The organism is Fodinicola feengrottensis, assembly GCF_039530045.1.
Classification (GTDB): domain Bacteria; phylum Actinomycetota; class Actinomycetes; order Mycobacteriales; family HKI-0501; genus Fodinicola; species Fodinicola feengrottensis.
In genome coordinates, this window is sequence record NZ_BAAANY010000011.1 from 53,077 (window position 1) to 73,920 (window position 20,844).

The following is a 20,844-nucleotide window of genomic DNA, read 5'->3' on the forward strand; positions in this document are numbered from 1 at the left end:
CGCGGTAGTTAGGCCGCAGGGGTGGTGAAGTAGTGGCCCTTCTCGAGGTCCTCCAGAATCCCGGGAAGAGTGGGCTGCCATCCCAGCAGCTCGCGGGTCAGCGCGGCGGACGCCGGACTGTCGAGCCCAAAAAATCCAGACAGCCAGCCAAAATGCGCCTCGCCCTGCTCCGTCGGGACGGCGACGACCGGGAGGTCGAGATGCCGTCCGATCACCTCGGCAATGGCGCGGATGGGTACGCCCTCGTCGGCGACTCCGTGCAGCGTCGATCCCGCTGGAGCCTTTTCCAGCGCCAGCCGGAAAAGGTGCGCGGCATCGAGCCGGGGTACGGCGGTCCAGCGGCTGGACCCATCGCCGAGATAGCCCGATACGCCCTTTTCCCGGGCGATGCCTATCAACGAGGGGACGAAGCCGGAGTCTCCGTCGCCGTGGACAGTAGGGGAAAGTCGTACGATCGATGACCGAACGCCGCGCGAGGCAAGGGAAAGTGTCAACTCCCCGTTGGCATGCCGCCCCGCCAGACCTTCGGCCCGAGCCCGGAACGGTTCGTGCCCATCCTGTTCGGTCGCTATCCGTCCCGGTGCGACCCCGAGCGTTCCCACCGCGATGACGAGGGGCCGGTCAGAACCCGCGAGCGCGTCTCCGAACGCCTCGACGGCACGGCGATCCGCCATGACGGCGCCCTGGAAGTCGCCGCTGAAAGCGATGTCGTGCTTGAAACCGAGATGGATCACGCCGTCAGACTCGGCCGCCGCGCTGCGCAGCGTGTCGAGATCATCGAGGGAGCCGCGACGCACCTCGGCGCCGGTCGCGGCGAGAGCGGCCGCCGAACCCTGCGAGCGGGCGAGGCCGATGACCTGGTGTCCCGCGTCGATGAGCTCCGGTACGACCGCGGAGCCGATCCAGCCGGACGCGCCGGTGACGAAAACGCGCATGAGAATCCTCCAGAAGGTGGCCCGTCCTGCACTTGAGGATCGATGTCAGCCACTGCCATCAACGTAGCTCGAGATGTCAGTCGCTGTCATCAACTAGACTGGGAGGCATGAGTCGATGGGAGCCCAACGCGCGTGGCCGGCTGGTGGAGGCCGCCCTCACGCTGTACAGCGAGCGCGGCTTCGAACAGACCACGGCGGCCGACATCGCCCGGCAGGCCGGGCTCACCGAACGTACGTACTTCCGCCACTTCAAGGACAAACGCGAGGTGTTGTTCTGGGGCGCGGCACAGCTGGAGGAGCTCTTCGTGACCGCGGTCACCGGCGCACCTGACTCGGCGACCCCGATCGAAGCGATCGCGGTCGGCCTCGACGCCGCCGCCCACCTGTTCGAGGACCGCCGCGAAGCCTCCCGGCAGCGCCAGGCCGTGATCGTCGCGAACGCCGAGCTGCGTGAACGCGAGCTGATCAAGCTGGCGAACCTCGCCGCGGCGGTCGCCGGCGCGCTGCGCGACCGCGGCGTCCCGGACACCGCCGCGAGCCTCGCGGCGGAGATCGCGATCGCCGTCTTCAAAATCGGTTTCGAGCGTTGGCTCGACGACCACCGGCAGCGCGAATTCCGCTTCTTCACCCGGGAGTCGCTTGCCCAGCTCAAGACCGTGACCGCGGGCAAATAGCCGGCCCCTCTGTCCGCCCGACAGGGCGAGCCGCAGACGTTTTACCGTGGTCTGCTGGTGGGGTGATCACAGCCCAGCGAAGCGAGGTGGCGGCACCTGCGCAGTTGCTGACCCGTCAGTCGAGCCCGCTGCTCTGGAATTCCCTGCTGCTGGAAGGTGGGCTGGGCCTGCCCGCCTTGCTGATTTGGACGTACGCCAGCGTCTTCCTCAGCGATGGCTGCCTCGGCCAAACCGTGGGAAACGAGACGCTTTTCTGCCATTCGGGTACTTATCAGTGGGTTGTTTTCCTTACCGTGCCCGCTGCCTGGCTGCTCGGCCTGGCCATCGGCATGGTCGGGGTCATCTCCGACCGCAGGAGACCGGGCCGAGGCTGGCCGTGGGCGCTCGCCGCCTGGCTAACCCTGGTCACGTCGCCATTTCTTTGCGTTGTCTTGACGCTTTTGTGAGAACTCTCAGCGGCGCAGCCGGAAAGTGCGCGCACTCCTCGCGGTGCCGGTGATCAGCACCGAAACCACTATCCCCATCACCAGATCCATCGACGCGGTGGCGACCTTGCTGCCGAAATCGACGGTGAGGGTGAGCGGCAGGAGCGTCCCGATCAACGTCGCCAACCCCACCAGCCAACCGAAATACCAGGTCGGCCGGGGCACCGCGAGGGACAGCAACTGCATCACGCCGGCGGCCGCGAGGGTCAGACCGGCCGCGGCCAGGGCGTACGCGCCGACGCTGACCGTCCCCCACACGCCCTGTCCCTTGGGCGCCAACAAGGGCACATTGAAAATGCCACGGGCGACCAGGATCCCGGCGATGGCGACCAGTGCGGCGATCACCGCGCTCACCACCGCGCCGGCCCACAGGCGACGCGCGTCCAACCGGCCGCCGTCACCGTAATCGCGGTCGTCGCTCATCGTCGGGCGCCTCCGTCTGCCGGCCGGTTTGGCCAGTACGCCCAGATCTTATCGGCCGCGCGGGGTCTCAGCCTTTCGTGGCGCCGCGATAGCGACTAAGGCCATAGGTGAGCGCGTCGACCATGGCCCGCCATGAGGCCTCGACGATGTTTCCGTGTACGCCCACGGTCGTCCAGTCACGCTCGGCGTCGGTCGTCTCCAACAGCACCCGGGTGACCGCGTCGGTGCCCGGCCGGCCTTCCAGAATGCGCACCTTGTAGTCGGACAGGTCCATTCCCGCCAGGCTCGGATAGCGGCCGACGAGGCCTTCCCGGAGCGCCTGGTCGAGGGCGTTGATCGGACCGTTTCCCTCCGCGGTGGAGATAATGCGTTCGTTGCCGACCAACAGTTTCACGGTCGCCTCGCACGACACCCGGCCGTCGTCCCGGTGCTCGATCAGCACCCGATAGGACTCCAAGGTGAAATAGCTGGGCTTTCGACCGTCCACTTCGGACCGTACGAGCAACTCGAAAGAAGCGTCCGCGGCCTCGAATGACCAGCCTTCGGCCTCCAGGTCCTTGACCTTTTCGACCACTCGGCCAGCGGCTTCGGGGTGGCCGGCCAGATCCACGCCGAGCTCGCGACTCTTGAGCTCGACGGAGGCCCGGCCGGCCATCTCGGTCACCAGGATGCGCATGTCATTTCCGACAGTGGCCGGCTCCATGTGGTTATAGAGTTCCGGACTCACCTTGATCGCGCTCGCGTGCAACCCCGCCTTGTGGGCGAAAGCGCTGGACCCGACATAAGCCTGGTGGGTGTCGGGTGCGATGTTCGCGATTTCGGCGATGGCGTGTGACACCCTCACCATTTCGGTCAGGCAGCCGTCCGGCAGCACTGACCGCCCCATTTTCGTCACCAGCCCGGCGACCACCGGGAAAAGGTCGGCGTTGCCGGCCCGCTCCCCGTAGCCGTTGGCGGTGCACTGGACGTGCGTGGCGCCGGCGTCGACCGCCGCCAGCGTATTGGCCACCGCGCAGGCCGTGTCGTCCTGGCAGTGGATGCCGATCCGGAACCCGCCGCGTTCGGCGACTTCCCGTACCACCTGGGAAAGTCCCATCGGCAGCATGCCGCCATTGGTGTCACACAACACACCCACGTCGGCGCCGGCGTCGAAAGCGGCCTGCAAAACCCGAAGACCATAGTCCCGGTCGTGCTGGTAGCCGTCGAAGAAATGTTCGCAGTCAAGGAAAACCCGACGGCCTTCGGACACCAGGAAGGAAACGGTGTCACTGACCATCGCGAGGTTTTCTTCCAGGGTCGTACGCAATGCCCGCTCGACGTGCCACACGTCCGACTTCGCCACCAAGGTGACAACCTCGGTCTGTGCATCCCGAAGCGCGAGAACCTGACGATCGTCACTGGCTTTGGACCCAGCCTTGCGGGTCGCGCCGAAGGCGACCAGTTTCGCGTGTTTGAGCACCAGCTCACCCTTGGCCGCGCGGGCGAAGAACTCGGTGTCTTTCGGCATCGCCCCAGGCCAGCCGCCCTCGATGAACCCGACGCCCACCTCGTCCAGCAGCCGGGCCACCGTCAGCTTGTCGTTCGCCGAGTAGGTAATGCCCTCCCGCTGCGCACCATCGCGAAGAGTGGTGTCGAAGACGTGGAAGCTGTCGTCCATCACGGAACAGGTCCTTTCGAGGTGGCCCGGTCGGAGTTTGTACCCAAACAAAAAGACCCCCCACTGCGTGGGAGGTCTGCGCGTACGCGATGAGGCTGCGTGCGCGCTAAGTGCCAATAATGAGTCGACCGGTGTGCATGCCCAGAGTGTGCCACCGGAATCGCGGAACGGGAAATCCGTCCCACCATGCGGGACAGGGGCCAGATCCAGCCCGCCTTTAAACGGGAAGATCTATGACCTTCGAAGCGAACCCGGCCGCCGACTCGGACGCCGTCTGCGTTGATTACAGCAACACGGCGGTCCTGGTCGGCGGCACGAATTACACCAACGACAACATCGCGGTCTTTCGCTTCAAAGAAGGACGCCCTACCCCTCAGGATTTCGCCTGGACCTGGGTGCCGATCCACGGGCCGAGAGAGTCGGCGCCGTTGGAGAGCACTCCGAGGTGCGTACGACCTGGGATGGTGCCGAGCGTCGGCTTCACCTGGTGGGCCTTCGCCGCGTACGCGAGTTCCTTGGCGGGGTTGAAAACCTCGTCCTGCGAGCCGATCCAGACCCCGAGCGGCTTGTCGAGCCCGGCCAACACGTCCGCACTGTTGGCCGGGTTCTGCGCCACCGCCATGGTGACCGTGTAGCGGTTCACCAGGTGGGCGCTGGAGATCTGGTCCTTCGTGTACGCGAATCCCAGCGCGTTCGCGTGCGCGTCGACAATTCCCTCGGTGACCGCTTCAGCGACGAAGGCGCGCTCGCAGACGGTGGCGAAGTTGGCCGCGCCGGCCTGCTGTTCGGTGTCCGAGTGCAAGCCGAAATCGGGCGCCAGGAACGCATATCCGGCCACCGTCGAGTTGATCAGGCTCACACTGTTGAGGACTACCCCGGCACCGGCCGAGTGACCGCCGACGTATTCCGGCAGATGGGGATAGCGGTCTTTCACGAAGTCCACCACGGTTTTGGTGTCCTGCCACACCTGCTGCTCGCTCGGTGCGTCACCCGGCTGACCGCCAGAGGATCCGTGCCCGCGGATGTCGACCAGATAGGTCGCCACGGCGTACTTGGCCGCGAGTTGCTTGCCGAGGTCGAGATAACCGGCCGTGCTGTGTGCGCCGGAACCGTGGTAGAAGACCAGGGTCGCGATTGGTTTCGCTGGCACGTAAGCGAAATAGGCCAGCTTCACGCCGTCGGTGGCCGGCACGTACCCGCTGGGCGGAGTATCGATCGGCGCGTCGCCGACTTGGCTCTGACTGAGCCCGCCGACCGCCACCGGCGGAAAAGAGCAAGGCCAACTGGCGTACGCGACTCCGCCGCCCAGGACCACCAGCAGCACCGCCGACGTGAGGCCGACAGCGCCCAAACCCGCCACGAAACGCTGGAAACCCGAGTAGCCGGCCCGCTTTTCCCGTACCACGGTGTCCCATTCGGACTGGCCAAGGTTCAGCCACTCCCGGACGTTGGTTTTGCGCAACTGCAACGCGACCACGGCCGGCAGGACGAGCGCGGCGAGGATGGCCACGCTGTCGAAGGCCACATACTGCAGGACCCGTACGACCACGACGAACGCCATAACTGTCAGCAACAGCACCGAAGTGGACCGCGCCGGCCGGCGCAGCCGGATGACCATCCAGCCGGTCGCGAGGCCGGCCACCAGCAATCCGGCGCCGATCCAGTGGTAGGTGGTGCCGGCATCGGGGCCAAAGCCGATGATGCCGTTGACCAGGGTGAGGAAACTGGAGATGGTGAGCAGCACCCGCATCCAGGTGATCGCTCCAGGAGCCTTCTTGTCAGGCACGGTCATTCGCTATCCCTCGCAGTGCTTCCTCGACCTGGTCGCACCAGGCCAACGCGTTTTCGGTGTGTTGTTTGCCGTACTCATGAAGAAGCTCGCTCGTAGTCCGAGAACCTAGCTTCTGGTCGGCTTGCCAGCTCTGCGCCGGCCCCGGCGAAGCGACGTTCTTGGCGAACCATTCAAAGCTCTTGCGGCGCTCGTCGACCAGCCGGAGCACCTCGGCCGGCTCCAGTTCGGCCGCGAACATCATCTTCACCAGGTTCTCGTCGCGCATCCGCAGCGGCGCGGACGGGCTGCGGATCCACTTCGTGAGCGCCGCGCGACCAGCCGGCGTGATGTGCCATACCGACTTGGACCGGGCCCCCGGATCCTCCTGCGGCGACTCGATCAACCCCAGCTCCGCGAGCAGCTTGAGCTGCGGATACAGCTGGCCGTCGCTGACGCCCCAGAAGTACGACACGGAGCGCCGCGCGGCCTCCCGGATGTCGTACCCACTGCGCGGGTGTTGCGCCACGAAGCCCAGGATCGTCCGCGCGGTCGGCGTCAGGTCCGCCCACTCGTCGACACTCATCGGCCACCTCATATCTCTGTCAGATATATCTGTCAGAGACATTAGCAGGTCATGATCCAGACCGCTCGGCGGATCTCTGCCCGAAAAGGCCTACTTTCGGGACCTTGTCCGATGTGCACGGGCCTTCGCGCGGTTGCCACAACGACTCATCGAGCACCACTGCCGGCGGCCGGCCTGCGAGCGATCGGCGAACCGCTGGCCGCAGTCGAGGCTCCCACAGATCCGCAAACCGGCCCGGTCCTGGGTGCCAAGCAGCTGAACTGCGTCGACGGCGATCTCGGCCAGCGCGGCAACCACCGGATCGCCGGCCGGCGTGGCCTCGACCAGCGGTGCGCCGTCGGCTCGTACGCGCAGTCGTACGAGCGCCGGCCGCCGCCTCGCCGCCCACCGGTTCACCACGTCGACCGCGGCAGTCGGCAGCGGCTCGACGTTGATCACAGCGGTGACGCAGTCGTTGACGGCCTCGCGCAGCTCGACCGCCTGACGCAGCCGCGCCGCGCCAGGCTGAGCGTCGGGATATCCGGCCAGCCGCAGCCATTCGGCCAGGTTCGCCGGCGTCGCCAACAACTCCCGGCCGCCCGTCTTGCGGTCCCGGTACGTGTTCACCAGGTCCAGGCTCGGCCGCCCGCCGTCCCACCTCCAGTCGCTCACCATAACCCCATGATACGGTTAGGCAAATAACCTGTTGAAGTGGTTACGGAGGATTCGATGTCCGGCACGGCCGAGGTCAACGGCATCAAGATGCACTACCTGATCGAGGGAAACGGGCCGACGGCCGTGCTGTTGCACGGCTGGCCACAAAACAGTCACTGCTGGCGGCACATTGTCGGCCCGCTCAGCCAAACGCACACGGTGATCGCGCCGGACCTGCGCGGCTACGGACGAACCGACAAACCGGTCGGCGGCTACGACAAACGCACGATGGCAGCGGACGTACGGGCCCTGGTCCGGCACCTCACCGACGACTCCCCCATCACCCTCGTCGGCCACGACCGCGGCGCGCGGGTCGCCCACCGCTATGCGTTGGACCACGCCGAAAACGTGTCCCGCCTGGCGGTGTTGGATATCGTCCCGACCCGCGAGGCCTGGCGGCGCGGGAACCCCAAGACCGGCCTTTGCGCGGTGCCGTGGCACTGGCACTTCCACCTGCAACGCGACCTGCCGGAGCTGCTGGTCGGGCCGAATATCCGCGGCTATCTGGAGTATTTCTTCGAGCGCTGGACATTCCAGCGGGCCGGCCTGGACCCGGCCGCGGTCGACGAGTATGTACGGTCCTTCTCCCGGCCAGGCGCTCTACGGGCCGGTTTCGAGGACTACCGGGCCGGTTTCCCGTACGACGACGATCTCGACAACGCCGACTTCGACGCAGGGCTTGGGCTGTCGATGCCGGTCCTCGCGCTCTGGGGCGCCACCGGCCTGCCGGCCCAGCTCGACGTCCTCGACGCCTGGCGGCCGTACGCTCCCGACCTGCGCGGTGAGGCCATCCCCGACTGCGGCCACTTCATCGCCGAGGAACAGCCCGCGGCGCTCTTGGCCCACCTCAACGCCTTCGCTCGGTAACCGCCTCGTGTCGGCCGCGGAACGATGTGAGTCAGACCCGGTGCATCCAGTTGTGCTTGTCGGGCGCCTTGCCGTACTGGATGTCCAGCAGCGCTTGGCGCAGCGCCATGGTCACCGGGCCGGCCTCGCCGTCGGCGATGACGAACTCGCCGTCGCGGCTGCGGACCCGGCCGATCGGGGTGATGACGGCCGCCGTGCCGCAGGCGAAGACCTCGACCAGTGAGCCGTCCGCGGCCGAGCCGCGCCACTCTTCGACGGACACCGGTCGCTCTTCGACCGGATGCCCATGGTCGGCGGCGAGCGTGAGCAGGCTGTCGCGGGTGATGCCAGCCAGCAGCGAACCAGTCAGCGGCGGAGTGGCGAGCCGGCGACCGCCGGCACCGTCGTCAAAGACGAAGAAGATGTTCATGCCGCCGAGTTCCTCGACCCAGCGCCGCTCCACCGCGTCGACGAACACCACCTGGTCGCAGCCGGCCTCGGTGGCCTCGGCCTGCGCCATCAGGCTGGCCGCATAGTTGCCGCCGGTCTTCGCGTCCCCGGTGCCGCCCGGGACGGCCCGCACCCGATCGGTCGACAGCCACAGGTTGACCGGCTTGACGCCCCGCGGGAAGTACGCGCCGACCGGCGACGCGATCAGGCCGTAGAAATACTGCAGGGCGGGGCGTACGCCCAGGAACTGCTCATTCGCGAACATGAAGGGCCGCAGATACAGGCTGCCCTCCGGGAAGGTCGGCACCCAGGCCCGGTCCTGCTCGACCAGCACCCGGACCGAGTCCAGGAACAGTTGTTCGGGCAGCGGCGCCATCGCGAGCCGCTGCGCCGAATACCGAAAGCGGGCGGCGTTGCGGTCCGGCCGGAACAGCGCGGTGCCGCCATCGGGCTGTCGATATGCCTTCAGGCCCTCGAAAATCTCCTGCGCGTAGTGCATGACCGCGGTCGCCGGTTCCAGGCTGAGCGGCCCGTACGGCCTCAGCTGTGCGTCACGCCAGCCGCCGTCGGCATACTGCGCGGTCACCATGTGGTCGGTGAAGACCCGGCCGAAGCCCGGATCGAGCAGCAACTCGGCGCGCCGCTCGACGGACACTGGAGTCGCGCTCGGGTGCAGACTGATGGACAGCGTTGGCGCGGCGGTGCTCATGGTGAGCGCCCCTTTCTACTCTGCGGTCGAACGCGACTTCCGACAGTGAACCTACCTCAACCGACGTTAAGGCAGATCAGGGTGCGCGTGGACGGCTGGGGGCGAGGCATCGGATTCGATCAAGAATAGCCCGGAGGTACCTGACTGCCTGACCGTTATGCCAGAAAAGTGAAATGTTAGAAAGTTCGCGACTTTATCCTAGTCGCAAATAATGTGTCTCTGAACTGTTGCCAAGTGGGCCTTTGACTCGGATACTCTCACTTGCCAGGACACGCGAAGTTCGCGCCTATCAAAGGTTTTTCGTCCCGTACGAACTCGCCGCGCGCAGTCGGGAAAATATGCGCCCCGCCGCGCGCACGCAGGGTTCGCGAAAACCCCGTTCGGAGAGGCGGCACGACCATGCCCAAATCACGATGGTGCCTGCTCGTCGCGGCGATCCTGGCCGCGTCAGCGTTGGTGCCGCAGGGAATCCCGGCCGCCGCGGCGGCGCCGGCCGCGGCCACCTTCACCGACGACTTCTCCGGCCCGGCCGGCAGCGGTGTCGACACCGGCAAATGGCAGCAGGAGACCGGAAACAACGCCGGCAACAACCACGAGCTGCAGTGGTACACCGGCGGTACGAGCAACGCGGCCATGGACGGCAACGGCCATTTGGTCATCACCGCCAAAAGAGAGAATCCCGGCGGCTACAACTGCTGGAACGGCCCCTGCCAGTACACCTCCGCGCGAATGAACACCGCCAACAAGTTCACCCAGGCGTACGGACATTTCGAGGCCCGCATGCAGATTCCGCGCGGCCAGGGCATGTGGCCGGCGTTCTGGATGCTCGGCGACAACATCGGCAGCGTCGGCTGGCCGGGCAGCGGCGAGATGGACATCATGGAGAACATCGGCCGTGAGCCGGGCACCGTGCATGGCACTCTGCACGGCCCTGGATACTCCGGCGCGAACGGGCTCGGTGGCGGCTACACGTTGCCCGGTGGGCAGGCTTTCGCGGACGGCTTCCACACTTTCGCGGCCGACTGGTCGCCGAGCGCGGTCACCTTCTCGGTGGACGGCAACGCGTACGAGACCCGTACGCCGGCCGACACCAACGGCAACCAGTGGGTCTTCAACCACCCGTTCTTCATCATTCTCAACCTCGCGGTCGGTGGTGACTGGCCCGGAAATCCGGACGGCAGCACGCCTTTCCCTGGTCAGCTGGTTGTCGACTACGTCCACGTAACCACCAGTGACACCGGCGGGGGCGGCGGCACCAGCGGCCGGATCGCCGGCCTCGGTGGAAAATGTGTCGACGTGGCGGCCGCGAACTCCGCGAATGGCACGCCCGTCCAGCTGTACGACTGCAATGGTACGGCCGCGCAGAACTGGACGGTCGGCTCCGATGGCAGCATCCGCGCACTCGGCAAGTGCATGGACGTGGCGGCCGCGAACCCGGCCAACGGCACCAAAATCCAGCTCTACGACTGCAACGGCAGCGCGGCCCAGCAATGGACCGTCGGCTCTGACGGCACGATCAGGGCGCTCGGCAAATGCCTGGATGCCACCAACAACAGCTCCGCCAACGGCAACCAGCTGCAGATCTGGGACTGTGCCGGCAGCGCCAACCAGAAATGGACGGTCGGCTGATGCGCAGGCGGCCGCTGATCATCGCACTCGTCGGACTTTTGTTGGCGGTGCTGGCCGTCAGCGCGACACCAGCGACGCCGGCGGATGCCTCGGATCCGGGCGGCCCGTCGGCGAGCCAGCTGCTCGCGAAAGTCACCAACTGCCAGCAGATCTCGAACGGCACGTACGCGACCGACGAGGGTGCCGGCGGCGCCATCCCGGTCTGCCAGGCCGGTGGCGCGGTGTTCTTCAAGGCGGACATGGACATCGACTGCGACGGCGTGCGTACGGCCCAGTGCAACGAGAACACGGACTGCTGCTTCTTCAATGACACGGCTTTCCACACGTCCACCGACCAACCACTGAACGCGGCCCAACTGCCCTACATCGTGCTGCCGCAGCCGTCCGGCATCTGGAACTACGAGCAATCCGGCATCGAGGGCGGTGCCGTGGTGGCGGTGATTTACAACAACCAGGTGGAATACGCGGTGTTCGGGGACACCGGCCCGGAAGACATCATTGGTGAGTCGTCGTACGCCACCGCACAGGCTTTGGGCATTGACCCCGATCCCAAGACCGGCGGAGTGGCCAGCGGCGTCACGTACATCGTCTTCCCTGGCTCCTCAGTCAATCCCATCGAGAGCCATTCCACCGCGGTTTCCTTGGGACAACAGCTGGCCACCTCGTTCGTGAACGGCTCCGGTGGCGGCGGGACCGGTGGCACCCCCGGCACGATCACCGGGCTCGGCGGCAAATGCGTCGACGTGGCCGGCGCGAACCCCGCTAATGGCACCAAAATCCAGCTCTACGACTGCAACGGGACCACTGCCCAAAAATGGACCAAGGGCAGCGACGGCACGTTGCGCTCGCTGGGCAAATGCCTGGACGTTTCCGGCGCGAACCCCGCCAACGGCACCAAAACCCAGCTCTACGACTGCAATGGTACGGCCGCGCAGAACTGGACCGTCGGCACCGACGGGACGATCCGCGCACTCGGAAAATGCCTGGACGCCGCGAACAGCAGCTCCGCCAACGGCACTGCGCTCCAGCTGTGGAGCTGCACCGGCAGCGCCAACCAGAAATGGACGGTCACGTCATGAAAAAGGCGCTTATGCTGTTGCCGGCCGTGTTCGTGGCGGTTGCCCTGACACCCGCCGCCGCGGTCGCCGCGACCGGCACGATCACCGGCCTCGGCGGCAAATGTGTGGACGTGGCCAGTGCCAGCTCGGCGAACGGCACGGCCGTACAACTCTATGACTGCAACGGCACCAGCGCGCAGTCGTGGACGGTCGGCACCGACGGCACCATTCGCGCGCTCGGCAAATGCATGGACGTGGCAGCCGCGAACTCCGCCAACGGCACCAAAATCCAGCTCTACGACTGCAACGGCAGCTCCGCACAGTCGTGGACGATCGGTGCCGACGGCACGATCCGCGGGCTCGGCAAATGCCTGGACGCCACCAACAACAGCTCGGCCAATGGCAATCAACTACAGATCTGGGACTGCGCGGGCAGCGCCAACCAGAAATGGACCGCGCCGTCCGGCGGCGGCACCACTCCCCCACCGCCCAACACCTCGATGGCGGTCGCGCCCTACTACTACAACGGCTGGGGCAGCCCGCCCGACCCGCGGACGGTGATGTCGGCCACCGGAGTCAAGTGGTTCACGATGGCCTTCATTCTCAGCAACGGCTACTGCAATCCGATGTGGGACGGCGGCCGGCCGCTGACCGGAGGCGTCGACCAGGGCACCGTGAACACCGTTCGCAGCGCCGGCGGTGACATCGTGCCGTCCTTTGGCGGCGCCAATGGCGCGAACCTCGAGAGTTCCTGCAACAACGCCAACGATCTGGCCGGCGCGTACCAGAAGGTCATCAACGCGTACGGGCTGAAAGCGATCGACATCGACATCGAAGGTGGCACCTACGACAACGGTACGATCCAGCAGCGGGTCGTGGACGCGTTGAAGATTGTCAAGGCGAACAACGCGAACTTCACCGTCTACGTGACCTTCCCATCCGACACCACGGGTCCGGACAGCAGCATGATCAACCGAGCCGCCAGTTCCGGACTCACCGTCGACGCCTGGACGATCATGCCCTTTGATTTCGGTGCGGCCGGCCAAAACATGGCCAACCTGACGATCCAGGCGACCAACGGCCTGGAGTCGATCGTCCGCAACGCGTACGGCTACAGCGACGACGTTGCCTACCGGCACAGCGGAATCTCGTCGATGAACGGCATCACCGACTCGCAGGAGACGGTCACCGTCGGGAATTTCCAGACCATCCTCGCGTACGCGAACCAGCACCATCTCGGCCGGCTGACCTTCTGGTCGGCCAACCGGGACCGCGACTGCAACGGCGCTTACCGCAACGACGACACCTGCTCGGGCGTTTCCCAGAACTCCTGGGACTTCACCCGTACGTTCGCCCAATACGCCGGATAGTTAGGAAACGGCGGTGGCTACCCGGTCGCCCACCTCCGCGGTGCGGAGGGGGGCGCCCGCGGTACGCGCGATGAGCTCGGCGGCGACGGCCTCCTGGACCCGCAGGGCCGCCTTGGGGTGGCCGAGGTGTTCCAGCAGCAGGGCCGTGGACAGGATGGTGGCGATCGGGTCCGCGACGCCCTTGCCGGCGATGTCCGGCGCGGAGCCGTGCACCGGCTCGAACATCGACGGGAACGCGCCGGTCGGGTTGATGTTGGCGCTGGCGGCGAGGCCGATCCCGCCGGTCACCGCGGCGGCGATGTCGGTGAGGATGTCGCCGAACAGGTTGTCGGTGACGATCACGTCGTAGCGGCTCGGGTCGGTGACCATGAACATCGAGGCGGCGTCCACATGCTGGTACGCGGTCTGAACCGCCGGGAACCGCTCGCTGACCTCAGCGAACACCCGCGACCACAGGCCGCCGGCCTGGGTCAGCACGTTGGTCTTGTGTACGAGCGTCAAATGCTTGCGTGGGCGCGCCGCGGCTCGGGTGAAAGCGTCCTCGACGACCCGCTGGACGCCCACCCGGGTGTTGATGCTTTCCTCGGTCGCGACTTCGTGCGGGAAGCCCTTCGCGAGCGTGCCGCCGGCACCGACGTACAGGCCCTCGGTGCCCTCGCGGATCACCACGAAATCGACCTCGCCCGGATGTGCGAGCGGTGTCGCGGTGCCCGGCCAGATCTTCGCCGGCCGCAAGTTCACGTAGTGGTCGAAGGCGAATCGCAGGCGCAGCAACAAACCCCGCTCCAGCACGCCCGGCGGCACGGACGGGTCGCCAATCGCGCCGAGCAGGATCGCGTCGTGCCCGGCGAGCTCGGCCCGCACGGAGTCCGGGAGCGGCTCACCGGTCCGGTGATATGCCGTCGCGCCGAGGTCGTAGTCGGTGGTCTCCACGTCCGGAAGCACCGCGGACAGCACCTTCAGCCCCTCCGCGACCACCTCGGGTCCAATGCCGTCGCCACCCACCACAGCCAGCCGCACGCCGCCCACCGCTACCTCCTCTTACGTCTCATCGTCGGTCTCCAGCGTACGCAGCAGATCCCATCAACCGGACATCGGTCCCATTATGTGGATGCTGCGTCAAACGCAAAGCTCGATTATCAACTGTGCACTGGACGCATCTATCAAGCCGACTTACCTTTTTGCCATGGAAGCCAACAAAACCATCGTCAGCGCGAACCAGCTCGCGCACACCGTCACCGCGGTCGACGTGTCCTCGCGCGAGCGAATCGCGACCATTCCCACCCCACCCGAGCCGCACATGCTGGTGTTCGACGCCCAGCGCCAGCTGCTTTATGTGGCGATTACGTATCGAGACGGCATTTACGACGCTCATGGCGACCGCAGCCACGAGATTGTCGTCATAGATCCCAAAAACTGGGCTGTCGTACGAGTCGTGGACATCTCGCCGTACGAAGGACCGCATGATCTCGCGGTGGTCGGCGACCAACTGGTCGTCGCGTGCGAATCGCACGGCGGCTGCCTGCTCCTGCTCGACCTGCCGGATTTCCGGATCTGGGGCCATATCCCGGCTGGTACGGTCGGTCCGCACTGGCTCGCCATCACACCGGACGGCGGCAAGGCGTACACCGGCAACAAAGAAGCGCCGTTCGTTTCGGCGTACGACCTCGCCAGCGGGACAATGACCGGAAAGCTTCCGATGCTGGGCGGCTCGGAAGATCTCGAAGCGGTGGGAGATCGGCTTTATGTCAGCGACCGCAGCGAAAAGCTGCTACGAGTCTTCGACACCAGCACCGACAACCTGATCAGCCAGGTGCCGCTGCCCAGGCGACCGCACCGCGTGCACGTGCTCCCCAACGGTCACGTGGTCACCTCACATTTCGGCGACAGCTGGGATTTCGAGCACCCGGACCCGGGATCGGTCAGCATCATCGACCCCGACGCCGGCACGGTCCTGCAGAACATCGGGGCGGGCGCCGGACCACTGGGAATCACTTCCGATGAAGGCATTCTCTACGTCAACAACGCGATGGACGCCACGACGACGGTGATCGACACTCGTACGTACGAGGTCACCGGCACCATCGAAATGGACGCAGGCGCGCACGAAATCGTGGTGATCTAAAGAGAATGCCCCCCGACCAGGTTCGGTCGGGGGCCACTGTCAGTCTCGGATCAGACCTCGGTGAGGTCCACCACGGAGGCGGCCGAAGCGCCGATCGCGTGCGCGATCGCGGACAGCAGCTCCGGGCCGACGGCGGAGTCGACGGTCAGCGCCATCAGCGCGTCACCGCCGGATTCCTTGCGCGCGACCTGCATGTTGGCGATGTTGACGCGGGCGTCGCCGAGGGTGCCGCCGAGGGTGCCGACGACACCCGGACGGTCCGCGTACGTCAGGAAAAGCACGTGGCCGTCGGGCACCAGATCGGTGTCGAAGCCGTCGATCTCGGTCAGCTTCTGCACCTGCCGGGGGCCGGTCAGGGTGCCCGAGACACTCACCTCGCGGCCGTCGCCGAGAACTCCGCGGACGGTGATGAGGTTGCGGTATTCAGGGCTTTCGGTGCTGGTGGTGATGCCCACGTCGACCCCGCGCTCCTTCGCGAGCAGCGGCGCGTTGACGAAAGTCACGGATTCCTCGACCACGTCAGCGAAAACACCCTTGAGGGCGGCGAGCTGCAGCACCGAAACGTCGTACTCGACGATTTCGCCGCGGACCTCGACGGTGATCGACTGGGCCACCCCGCCGGCGATCGCGGTGAAGACGCGGCCGAGTTTTTCCGCGAGCGGCAGGCCCGGGCGTACGTCCTCGGCCACCACCCCGCCGGCTTGCACGTTCACCGCGTCCGGCACGAATTCACCCTGCAGAGCCAATTTCACGCTCTTCGCGACCGCGAGACCGGCCTTGTCCTGGGCCTCGTTGGTGGAGGCGCCCAGGTGCGGGGTGACCACGACGCTGTCATGGGCGAACAGCGGCGACTCGGTGCACGGCTCCTTGGCGAACACGTCGATGCCGGCGCCGGCCACCCGGCCGTCGGCGATCGCGTCGGCCAGCGCCTGCTCGTCGACCAGCCCACCGCGGGCCGCGTTGATGATCCGTACGCTCGGCTTGACCAGCCGCAGCTCTTTTTCGCCAATGAGACCAAGGGTTTCCGGGGTCTTGGGCAGGTGAATGGAGATGAAGTCGCTCTCCGCGAGCAGCTCCTCCAGGCTGACCAGCCGGACGCCGATCTGCGCCGCACGGGCCGGCTGCACATAGGGGTCGTACGCGATCAGGCGGACGCCGAAGGCGCTCATCCGCTGCGCGAAAAGCACGCCGATCCGGCCGAGGCCGACGACCCCGACGGTCTTGTCGGAAACCTCGACGCCGGTGAACTTGGACCGCTTCCACTCGCCTTTTTTGAGCGAGGCGTTGGCGGTCGCGGTGTTGCGCGCGGTGGCCAGCAGCAGCGTGACGGCCTGCTCGGCGGCGCTGACGATGTTGGAGGTCGGGGCGTTGACGACCATCACGCCGCGGGCGGTGGCCGCTGGCACGTCGACATTGTCCAGACCGACGCCGGCACGGGCGACGACCTTGAGTTTGGGCGCAGCGGCGAGCGCTTCGGCGTCGATCTTGGTGGCCGACCGGACCAGCACGGCGTCCACGTCCGCCAGCGCGGGCAGCAGCTGGGATCGGTCGGCTCCATCCACGGAGCGGACCTCGAAGTCGTGCGCCAGCACGTCGAGCGCGGACGGGGCGAGTTCCTCGGCGACGAGGACCACTGGCTTGGTGGCATGGTTCTGGGCCACGGGCGACTTCCCTCAGCTGTAGGTTTCCGGGCCACCCAATCGTACGAGCCGGACACCGCACACCACCTACTCGTACGGCCGCATCGTGATCGGACTCACTGAGACGGCGTTCTCACGGACTGAGACGTCCCACCGCCTGCCAGCCCAAATGCCCGCGGGGACCCCTACTAAACGCTGAGCATTAGTAGGGGTCCCCGCGGGCATTACGGCGCTAGCGGGCGGCGGTGCCAGTGTAGTCGTCGTCCGCGGCGACCCAGCTCATCAGCTTGCGGAGCTTGCGGCCGGTCTCCTCGATCGGGTGCGCCTCGCCCTGCGCGCGGAGCTTCTTGAACTCCGGTGCGCCGGCGTCCTGGTCCGCGATGAAGCGGGCCGCGAAGGAACCGTCCTTGATGTCGGCCAACACGCCGCGCATCCGCTCCCGGACGCTGTCGTCGATGATCCGCGGGCCGGAGATGTAGTCGCCGTATTCAGCGGTGTCCGAGCAGGACCAACGCTGCTTGGCGATGCCACCCTCGTACATCAGGTCGACGATCAGCTTCAGCTCGTGCAGGCACTCGAAATACGCGATCTCCGGGGCGTAGCCGGCCTCGGTGAGGATCTCGAAACCCGACTGTACGAGCGAGGAGACGCCGCCACACAGCACCGACTGCTCGCCGAACAGGTCCGTCTCGGTCTCTTCGGTGAAGGTCGTCTCGATGACGCCGGCGCGGGTGGCGCCGATGCCCTTCGCGTACGAGAGGCCAAGCGCGAGGCCGTCGCCGTTCGGGTCCTGCTCGACCGCGACCAGCGCCGGCACGCCCTTGCCGTCCGCGAACTGCCTGCGTACGAGGTGGCCGGGGCCTTTCGGGGCGACCATGATGACGGCGATGTCCGCGGCCGGCTTGATGTAGCCGAAGCGGATGTTGAAGCCGTGCGCGAAGAACAGCGCCTTGCCGGCGGTCAGGTGCGGCTCGACGGACTCGGCGTACACATGGCGGGCCACGTGGTCCGGCACCAGCAGCATGATCACGTCGGCCCACTCGGACGCCTCGGCCGGCGTGGCGACCTTGAGGCCCGCGTCGGTGACCTTCGCGCGGCTCTTGGAACCCTCAGCGAGACCGACGGTCACGTCGACACCGGAATCCCGCAGCGACAGCGCGTGCGCCTCGCCCTGGCTGCCGTACCCGATCACGGCGACCTTCTTGGCACCGATGATGCTCAGGTCCGCGTCGTCCTGGTAGTACATGGTGACTGGCATTACTTCCCTCTCTTGAATGGCTTTTCTTAGGCGGGGCGCTCGACGCTTCGCAGCGCCACCACCGGGCCGGTGATCGACCGGGCGCCGCGGCCGACCGCGACCACCCCGGACTGCACCAGCTCCTTGACCCCGTACGGCTCCAGGACGCGGATCAACGCATCCAGCTTGTCCTGCGTACCGGTGGCCTCGATCGTGACCGCGTCGGTGGACACGTCGACGACCTTGGCACGGAACAGCTGGACTGTTTCCAGCACGTGCGACCGGGTGGCGGGCTCCGCACGCACCTTGATGAGCATGAGTTCGCGCTGCACCGAGGCCGTCGGTTCCAACTCTACGATCTTGATGACGTTGATCAGCTTGTTGAGCTGCTTGGTCACCTGCTCCAACGGGAACTCCTCGACGGTGACCACGATCGTCATCCGGGAGATCTCCGGATGCTCGGTCGGGCCAACCGCGAGTGAGTCGATGTTGAAGCCGCGGCGGGAGAACAGCCCGGACACCCTGGCCAGCACGCCGGGCTTGTTCTCCACCAGGACGGAAAGTGTGTGCCTGCTCATGTTTTTCGTGTCCTCACACGTCGTCCGGGCCCCACACCGGGCGCACATCGCGCGCGGCGAGGATCTCGTCGTTGCTCGTACCAGCCGGCACCATCGGCCACACCATGGCATCCTGCCCGACGGTGAAGTCGACCACGACCGGCTGGTCGTTGACCGCCATCGCCTTCTCGATCGTCGAGTCGATGTCGTCGGCCGACTCGCAGCGCAGGCCCACACAGCCCAGCGCCTCCGCAAGCCGTACGAAATCAGGCACGCGGTGTTTGTGCGTCTTCAGGTCGGTGTTCGAGTAGCGCTTGTCGTAGAACAGCGTCTGCCACTGCCGGACCATGCCGAGGTTGCCGTTGTTGATGATCGCGACCTTGATCGGGATGCCTTCCAGAGCGCAGGTCGCCAGTTCCTGATTGGTCATCTGGAAGCAGCCGTCGCCGTCGATGGCCCACACCGTCGCCTCCGGCCGGCCGACCTTCGCGCCCATCGCGGCGGGCACCGCGTACCCCATCGTGCCGAGGCCGCCGGAGTTCAGCCAGGTGTACGGCTTCTCGTACGAGATGAACTGCGCGGCCCACATCTGGTGCTGCCCGACGCCGGCGACATAGAGCGCGTCCGGTCCGGCGATCTCGCCGATCCGCTTGATCACCCGCTGCGGCGCGAGCGCCCCGTCGGCCGGCTCTTCCCAGCCCAGCGGATACGTCTTGCGGGTCCGGTCCAGCTGCGTCCACCAGTCCGTCAGCCGCTCCGGGTCGACCCGGCCGGCGTCGATCTCGGCCTGCACCGCGACCACCAGCTCCGCGATCACCTCGCGCGCGTCGCCCACGATCGGCACGTCGGCGGTCCGGTTCTTGGAGATCTCGGCCGGATCGATGTCGGCGTGCACGATGGTCGCGTACGGCGCGAAGCTGTCCAGTTTTCCGGTCACCCGGTCGTCGAACCGGGTCCCGAGCGCCACGATCAGGTCCGCTTTCTGCAGCGAGGTGACCGCGGCGACCGTGCCGTGCATCCCGGGCATGCCCAGGTGCAGTCTGTGGCTGTCCGGGAACGCGCCGCGGGCCATCAGGGTGGTCACCACGGGCACACCAGTCAGCTCGGCGAGCACCCGGAACTCGGTCGAAGCGCGCGCTTTCAACACGCCACCGCCGATGTAGAGCACCGGCCGCTTCGCCGTGGTCAGCAGCCGCGCCGCCTCCCGGACCTGCTTAGCGTGCGGGTGCAGCGTCGGCCGGTAGCCCGGAAGGTCGATCGTCGGCGGCCAGTGGAAGGTGGTCCGCGCCTGCAGGATGTCCTTCGGGATGTCGACGAGCACCGGCCCGGGCCGGCCCGTACCAGCGAGGTGGAAAGCTTCGGCGATCGCCTGCGGGATCTCCTCGGCGGTCTGTACGAGGATGTTGTGCTTGGTGATCGGCTGGGTGATGCCGCATATGTCGGCTTCCTGGAACGCGTCCGTACCGATCGCCCCGCTGGGCACCTGCCCGGTGATCGCCACTATCGGCACGGAGTCCATATACGCGTCCGCGATGGGCGTGACCAGGTTGGTCGCGCCCGGCCCGGAGGTCGCCATGCACACGCCCACCTTGCCGGTGGCCTGCGCATATCCCTCAGCCGCGTGCCCCGCGCCCTGCTCGTGCCGGACCAGGACGTGCCTTACCGCGGTGGAGTCCAGCAGCGGGTCGTACGCGGGCAGGATGGCGCCGCCGGGAATGCCGAACACGACGTCCGCGCCAACCGATTCCAGCGAGCGGACCAGCGACTGCGCGCCGGTGACTCCGGATTGTCCGGGTGAGCTCATGATCGTTCCTGACCCCTAGTTTGGCTGGACAGTCTTGGCTGAACAGTTGAGCTGGACAACAAAAAACCCCGCTTGCCGAAGCAACCGGGGTTAGCGCGACGCCTGGTGGGAACCTGGCGACGCGCTAGCTGAGTACGAGAATCTTCACCTGCACGTGCCTAGCTTTGCGCATCCCACCCCACGAGTCAAACCGTCCCA

At 66.6% G+C, this 20,844-nt stretch carries 18 protein-coding genes and 1 pseudogene; 7 read left to right on the top strand and 12 right to left on the bottom strand.

Translation table 11 applies throughout. The annotated features are described in order from the left end of the window. Window positions 1-8 precede the first annotated feature (8 nt). Entirely contained in the window at window positions 9-935 is a 927-nt protein-coding gene (locus tag ABD301_RS17765; RefSeq protein WP_344311362.1) for an SDR family oxidoreductase, read from the bottom strand. A 107-nt stretch (window positions 936-1,042) separates the two neighbouring features. On the opposite strand from ABD301_RS17765, the gene ABD301_RS17770 reads away from it, so the two are divergent. Both ABD301_RS17770 and ABD301_RS17775 read left to right on the top strand, forming a co-directional pair. Further along, window positions 1,043-1,609 (top strand): TetR/AcrR family transcriptional regulator, encoded by a 567-nt coding sequence (locus ABD301_RS17770; RefSeq protein WP_344311363.1) that lies wholly within the window; start codon window positions 1,043-1,045, stop codon window positions 1,607-1,609. A gap of 62 nt (window positions 1,610-1,671) precedes the next feature. Then, a complete protein-coding gene (locus ABD301_RS17775; protein WP_163569147.1) occupies window positions 1,672-2,055 on the top strand; it encodes a hypothetical protein in 384 nt (127 codons plus the stop codon). Window positions 2,056-2,061: 6 nt separating this feature from the next. On the opposite strand, the gene ABD301_RS17780 is transcribed toward ABD301_RS17775, so the two are convergent. The 5 genes from ABD301_RS17780 to ABD301_RS17800 form a co-directional block, all read right to left on the bottom strand. Further along, a complete protein-coding gene (locus ABD301_RS17780; protein ID WP_344311364.1) occupies window positions 2,062-2,517 on the bottom strand; it encodes a DUF6069 family protein in 456 nt (151 codons plus the stop codon). 67 nt (window positions 2,518-2,584) lie between these two features. After that, complete coding sequence (gene cimA / locus ABD301_RS17785) at window positions 2,585-4,174, bottom strand: citramalate synthase (RefSeq protein WP_344311431.1); 1,590 nt, start codon at window positions 4,172-4,174, stop codon at window positions 2,585-2,587. 373 nt (window positions 4,175-4,547) lie between these two features. Continuing rightward, the gene (locus ABD301_RS17790; RefSeq protein WP_344311365.1) at window positions 4,548-5,966 is read right to left on the bottom strand and encodes an alpha/beta fold hydrolase; all 1,419 of its coding nucleotides are present in this window, start codon (window positions 5,964-5,966) and stop codon (window positions 4,548-4,550) included. Continuing rightward, a complete protein-coding gene (locus ABD301_RS17795; protein ID WP_163569148.1) occupies window positions 5,953-6,528 on the bottom strand; it encodes a PadR family transcriptional regulator in 576 nt (191 codons plus the stop codon). Before ABD301_RS17795 ends, ABD301_RS17790 begins: the two co-directional genes overlap by 14 nt. A gap of 90 nt (window positions 6,529-6,618) precedes the next feature. Then, window positions 6,619-7,182, bottom strand: coding sequence for a CGNR zinc finger domain-containing protein (locus tag ABD301_RS17800; protein WP_344311366.1), 564 nt, complete (start codon window positions 7,180-7,182; stop codon window positions 6,619-6,621). Between the two features lie 54 nt (window positions 7,183-7,236). Here ABD301_RS17800 and ABD301_RS17805 point away from each other — a divergent pair, with 54 nt between their 5' ends. Next, window positions 7,237-8,088 carry an alpha/beta fold hydrolase gene (locus ABD301_RS17805; RefSeq protein ID WP_344311367.1) on the top strand — a complete coding sequence of 284 codons (852 nt, stop codon included), beginning with the start codon at window positions 7,237-7,239 and terminating at the stop codon, window positions 8,086-8,088. A gap of 31 nt (window positions 8,089-8,119) precedes the next feature. Here ABD301_RS17805 and ABD301_RS17810 read toward each other — a convergent pair whose 3' ends face one another. After that, window positions 8,120-9,226, bottom strand: coding sequence for a branched-chain amino acid aminotransferase (locus ABD301_RS17810; protein ID WP_344311368.1), 1,107 nt, complete (start codon window positions 9,224-9,226; stop codon window positions 8,120-8,122). Between the two features lie 399 nt (window positions 9,227-9,625). Between ABD301_RS17810 and ABD301_RS17815 the strand changes: the two genes are divergently transcribed. The 3 genes from ABD301_RS17815 to ABD301_RS17825 are packed head-to-tail and all read left to right on the top strand — an operon-like array spanning window position 9,626 to window position 13,283. After that, window positions 9,626-10,855, top strand: a complete 1,230-nt coding sequence (locus ABD301_RS17815) for a ricin-type beta-trefoil lectin domain protein (protein WP_344311369.1) — start codon at window positions 9,626-9,628, stop codon at window positions 10,853-10,855. Next, window positions 10,855-11,934, top strand: coding sequence for a ricin-type beta-trefoil lectin domain protein (locus ABD301_RS17820; RefSeq protein WP_163569150.1), 1,080 nt, complete (start codon window positions 10,855-10,857; stop codon window positions 11,932-11,934). Before ABD301_RS17815 ends, ABD301_RS17820 begins: the two co-directional genes overlap by 1 nt. Beyond that, window positions 11,931-13,283, top strand: a complete 1,353-nt coding sequence (locus ABD301_RS17825) for a ricin-type beta-trefoil lectin domain protein (RefSeq protein ID WP_344311370.1) — start codon at window positions 11,931-11,933, stop codon at window positions 13,281-13,283. The genes ABD301_RS17820 and ABD301_RS17825 overlap by 4 nt, the downstream gene beginning before the upstream one ends. Here the strand turns inward: ABD301_RS17825 and ABD301_RS17830 are convergent, their stop codons facing one another. Next, window positions 13,284-14,303, bottom strand: a complete 1,020-nt coding sequence (locus tag ABD301_RS17830; RefSeq protein WP_344311432.1) for a 3-isopropylmalate dehydrogenase — start codon at window positions 14,301-14,303, stop codon at window positions 13,284-13,286. Window positions 14,304-14,469: 166 nt separating this feature from the next. On the opposite strand from ABD301_RS17830, the gene ABD301_RS17835 reads away from it, so the two are divergent. Beyond that, entirely contained in the window at window positions 14,470-15,408 is a 939-nt protein-coding gene (locus tag ABD301_RS17835; RefSeq protein ID WP_344311371.1) for a YncE family protein, read from the top strand. Window positions 15,409-15,458: 50 nt separating this feature from the next. On the opposite strand, the gene serA is transcribed toward ABD301_RS17835, so the two are convergent. The 4 genes and pseudogenes from serA to ABD301_RS17855 all read right to left on the bottom strand — a co-directional run. After that, window positions 15,459-17,069, bottom strand: coding sequence for a phosphoglycerate dehydrogenase (serA, locus tag ABD301_RS17840; protein WP_344311372.1), 1,611 nt, complete (start codon window positions 17,067-17,069; stop codon window positions 15,459-15,461). Window positions 17,070-17,280: 211 nt separating this feature from the next. Next, window positions 17,281-18,306, bottom strand: a complete 1,026-nt coding sequence (ilvC, locus tag ABD301_RS17845) for a ketol-acid reductoisomerase (RefSeq protein ID WP_344311373.1) — start codon at window positions 18,304-18,306, stop codon at window positions 17,281-17,283. 26 nt (window positions 18,307-18,332) lie between these two features. Next, on the bottom strand, window positions 18,333-18,863 hold the full coding sequence (ilvN, locus tag ABD301_RS17850) for an acetolactate synthase small subunit (protein ID WP_344311374.1): 531 nt from the start codon (window positions 18,861-18,863) through the stop codon (window positions 18,333-18,335). A gap of 13 nt (window positions 18,864-18,876) precedes the next feature. Continuing rightward, a pseudogene (locus tag ABD301_RS17855) lies at window positions 18,877-20,622 on the bottom strand (acetolactate synthase large subunit); the annotation flags it as partial. Window positions 20,623-20,844 lie beyond the last annotated feature (222 nt).

Bases quoted from the DNA above. Each gene is read 5' to 3' on its own strand.
- ABD301_RS17765 (WP_344311362.1), bottom strand. From the start codon at position 935: ATGCGCGTTTTCGTCACCGGCGCGTCCGGCTGGATCGGCTCCGCGGTC.
- ABD301_RS17770 (WP_344311363.1), top strand. From the start codon at position 1,043: ATGAGTCGATGGGAGCCCAACGCGCGTGGCCGGCTGGTGGAGGCCGCC.
- ABD301_RS17780 (WP_344311364.1), bottom strand. From the start codon at position 2,517: ATGAGCGACGACCGCGATTACGGTGACGGCGGCCGGTTGGACGCGCGT.
- cimA (WP_344311431.1), bottom strand. From the start codon at position 4,174: ATGGACGACAGCTTCCACGTCTTCGACACCACTCTTCGCGATGGTGCG.
- ABD301_RS17790 (WP_344311365.1), bottom strand. From the start codon at position 5,966: ATGACCGTGCCTGACAAGAAGGCTCCTGGAGCGATCACCTGGATGCGG.
- ABD301_RS17795 (WP_163569148.1), bottom strand. From the start codon at position 6,528: ATGAGTGTCGACGAGTGGGCGGACCTGACGCCGACCGCGCGGACGATC.
- ABD301_RS17800 (WP_344311366.1), bottom strand. From the start codon at position 7,182: ATGGTGAGCGACTGGAGGTGGGACGGCGGGCGGCCGAGCCTGGACCTG.
- ABD301_RS17805 (WP_344311367.1), top strand. From the start codon at position 7,237: ATGTCCGGCACGGCCGAGGTCAACGGCATCAAGATGCACTACCTGATC.
- ABD301_RS17810 (WP_344311368.1), bottom strand. From the start codon at position 9,226: ATGAGCACCGCCGCGCCAACGCTGTCCATCAGTCTGCACCCGAGCGCG.
- ABD301_RS17815 (WP_344311369.1), top strand. From the start codon at position 9,626: ATGCCCAAATCACGATGGTGCCTGCTCGTCGCGGCGATCCTGGCCGCG.
- ABD301_RS17820 (WP_163569150.1), top strand. From the start codon at position 10,855: ATGCGCAGGCGGCCGCTGATCATCGCACTCGTCGGACTTTTGTTGGCG.
- ABD301_RS17825 (WP_344311370.1), top strand. From the start codon at position 11,931: ATGAAAAAGGCGCTTATGCTGTTGCCGGCCGTGTTCGTGGCGGTTGCC.
- ABD301_RS17835 (WP_344311371.1), top strand. From the start codon at position 14,470: ATGGAAGCCAACAAAACCATCGTCAGCGCGAACCAGCTCGCGCACACC.
- ilvC (WP_344311373.1), bottom strand. From the start codon at position 18,306: ATGCCAGTCACCATGTACTACCAGGACGACGCGGACCTGAGCATCATC.
- ilvN (WP_344311374.1), bottom strand. From the start codon at position 18,863: ATGAGCAGGCACACACTTTCCGTCCTGGTGGAGAACAAGCCCGGCGTG.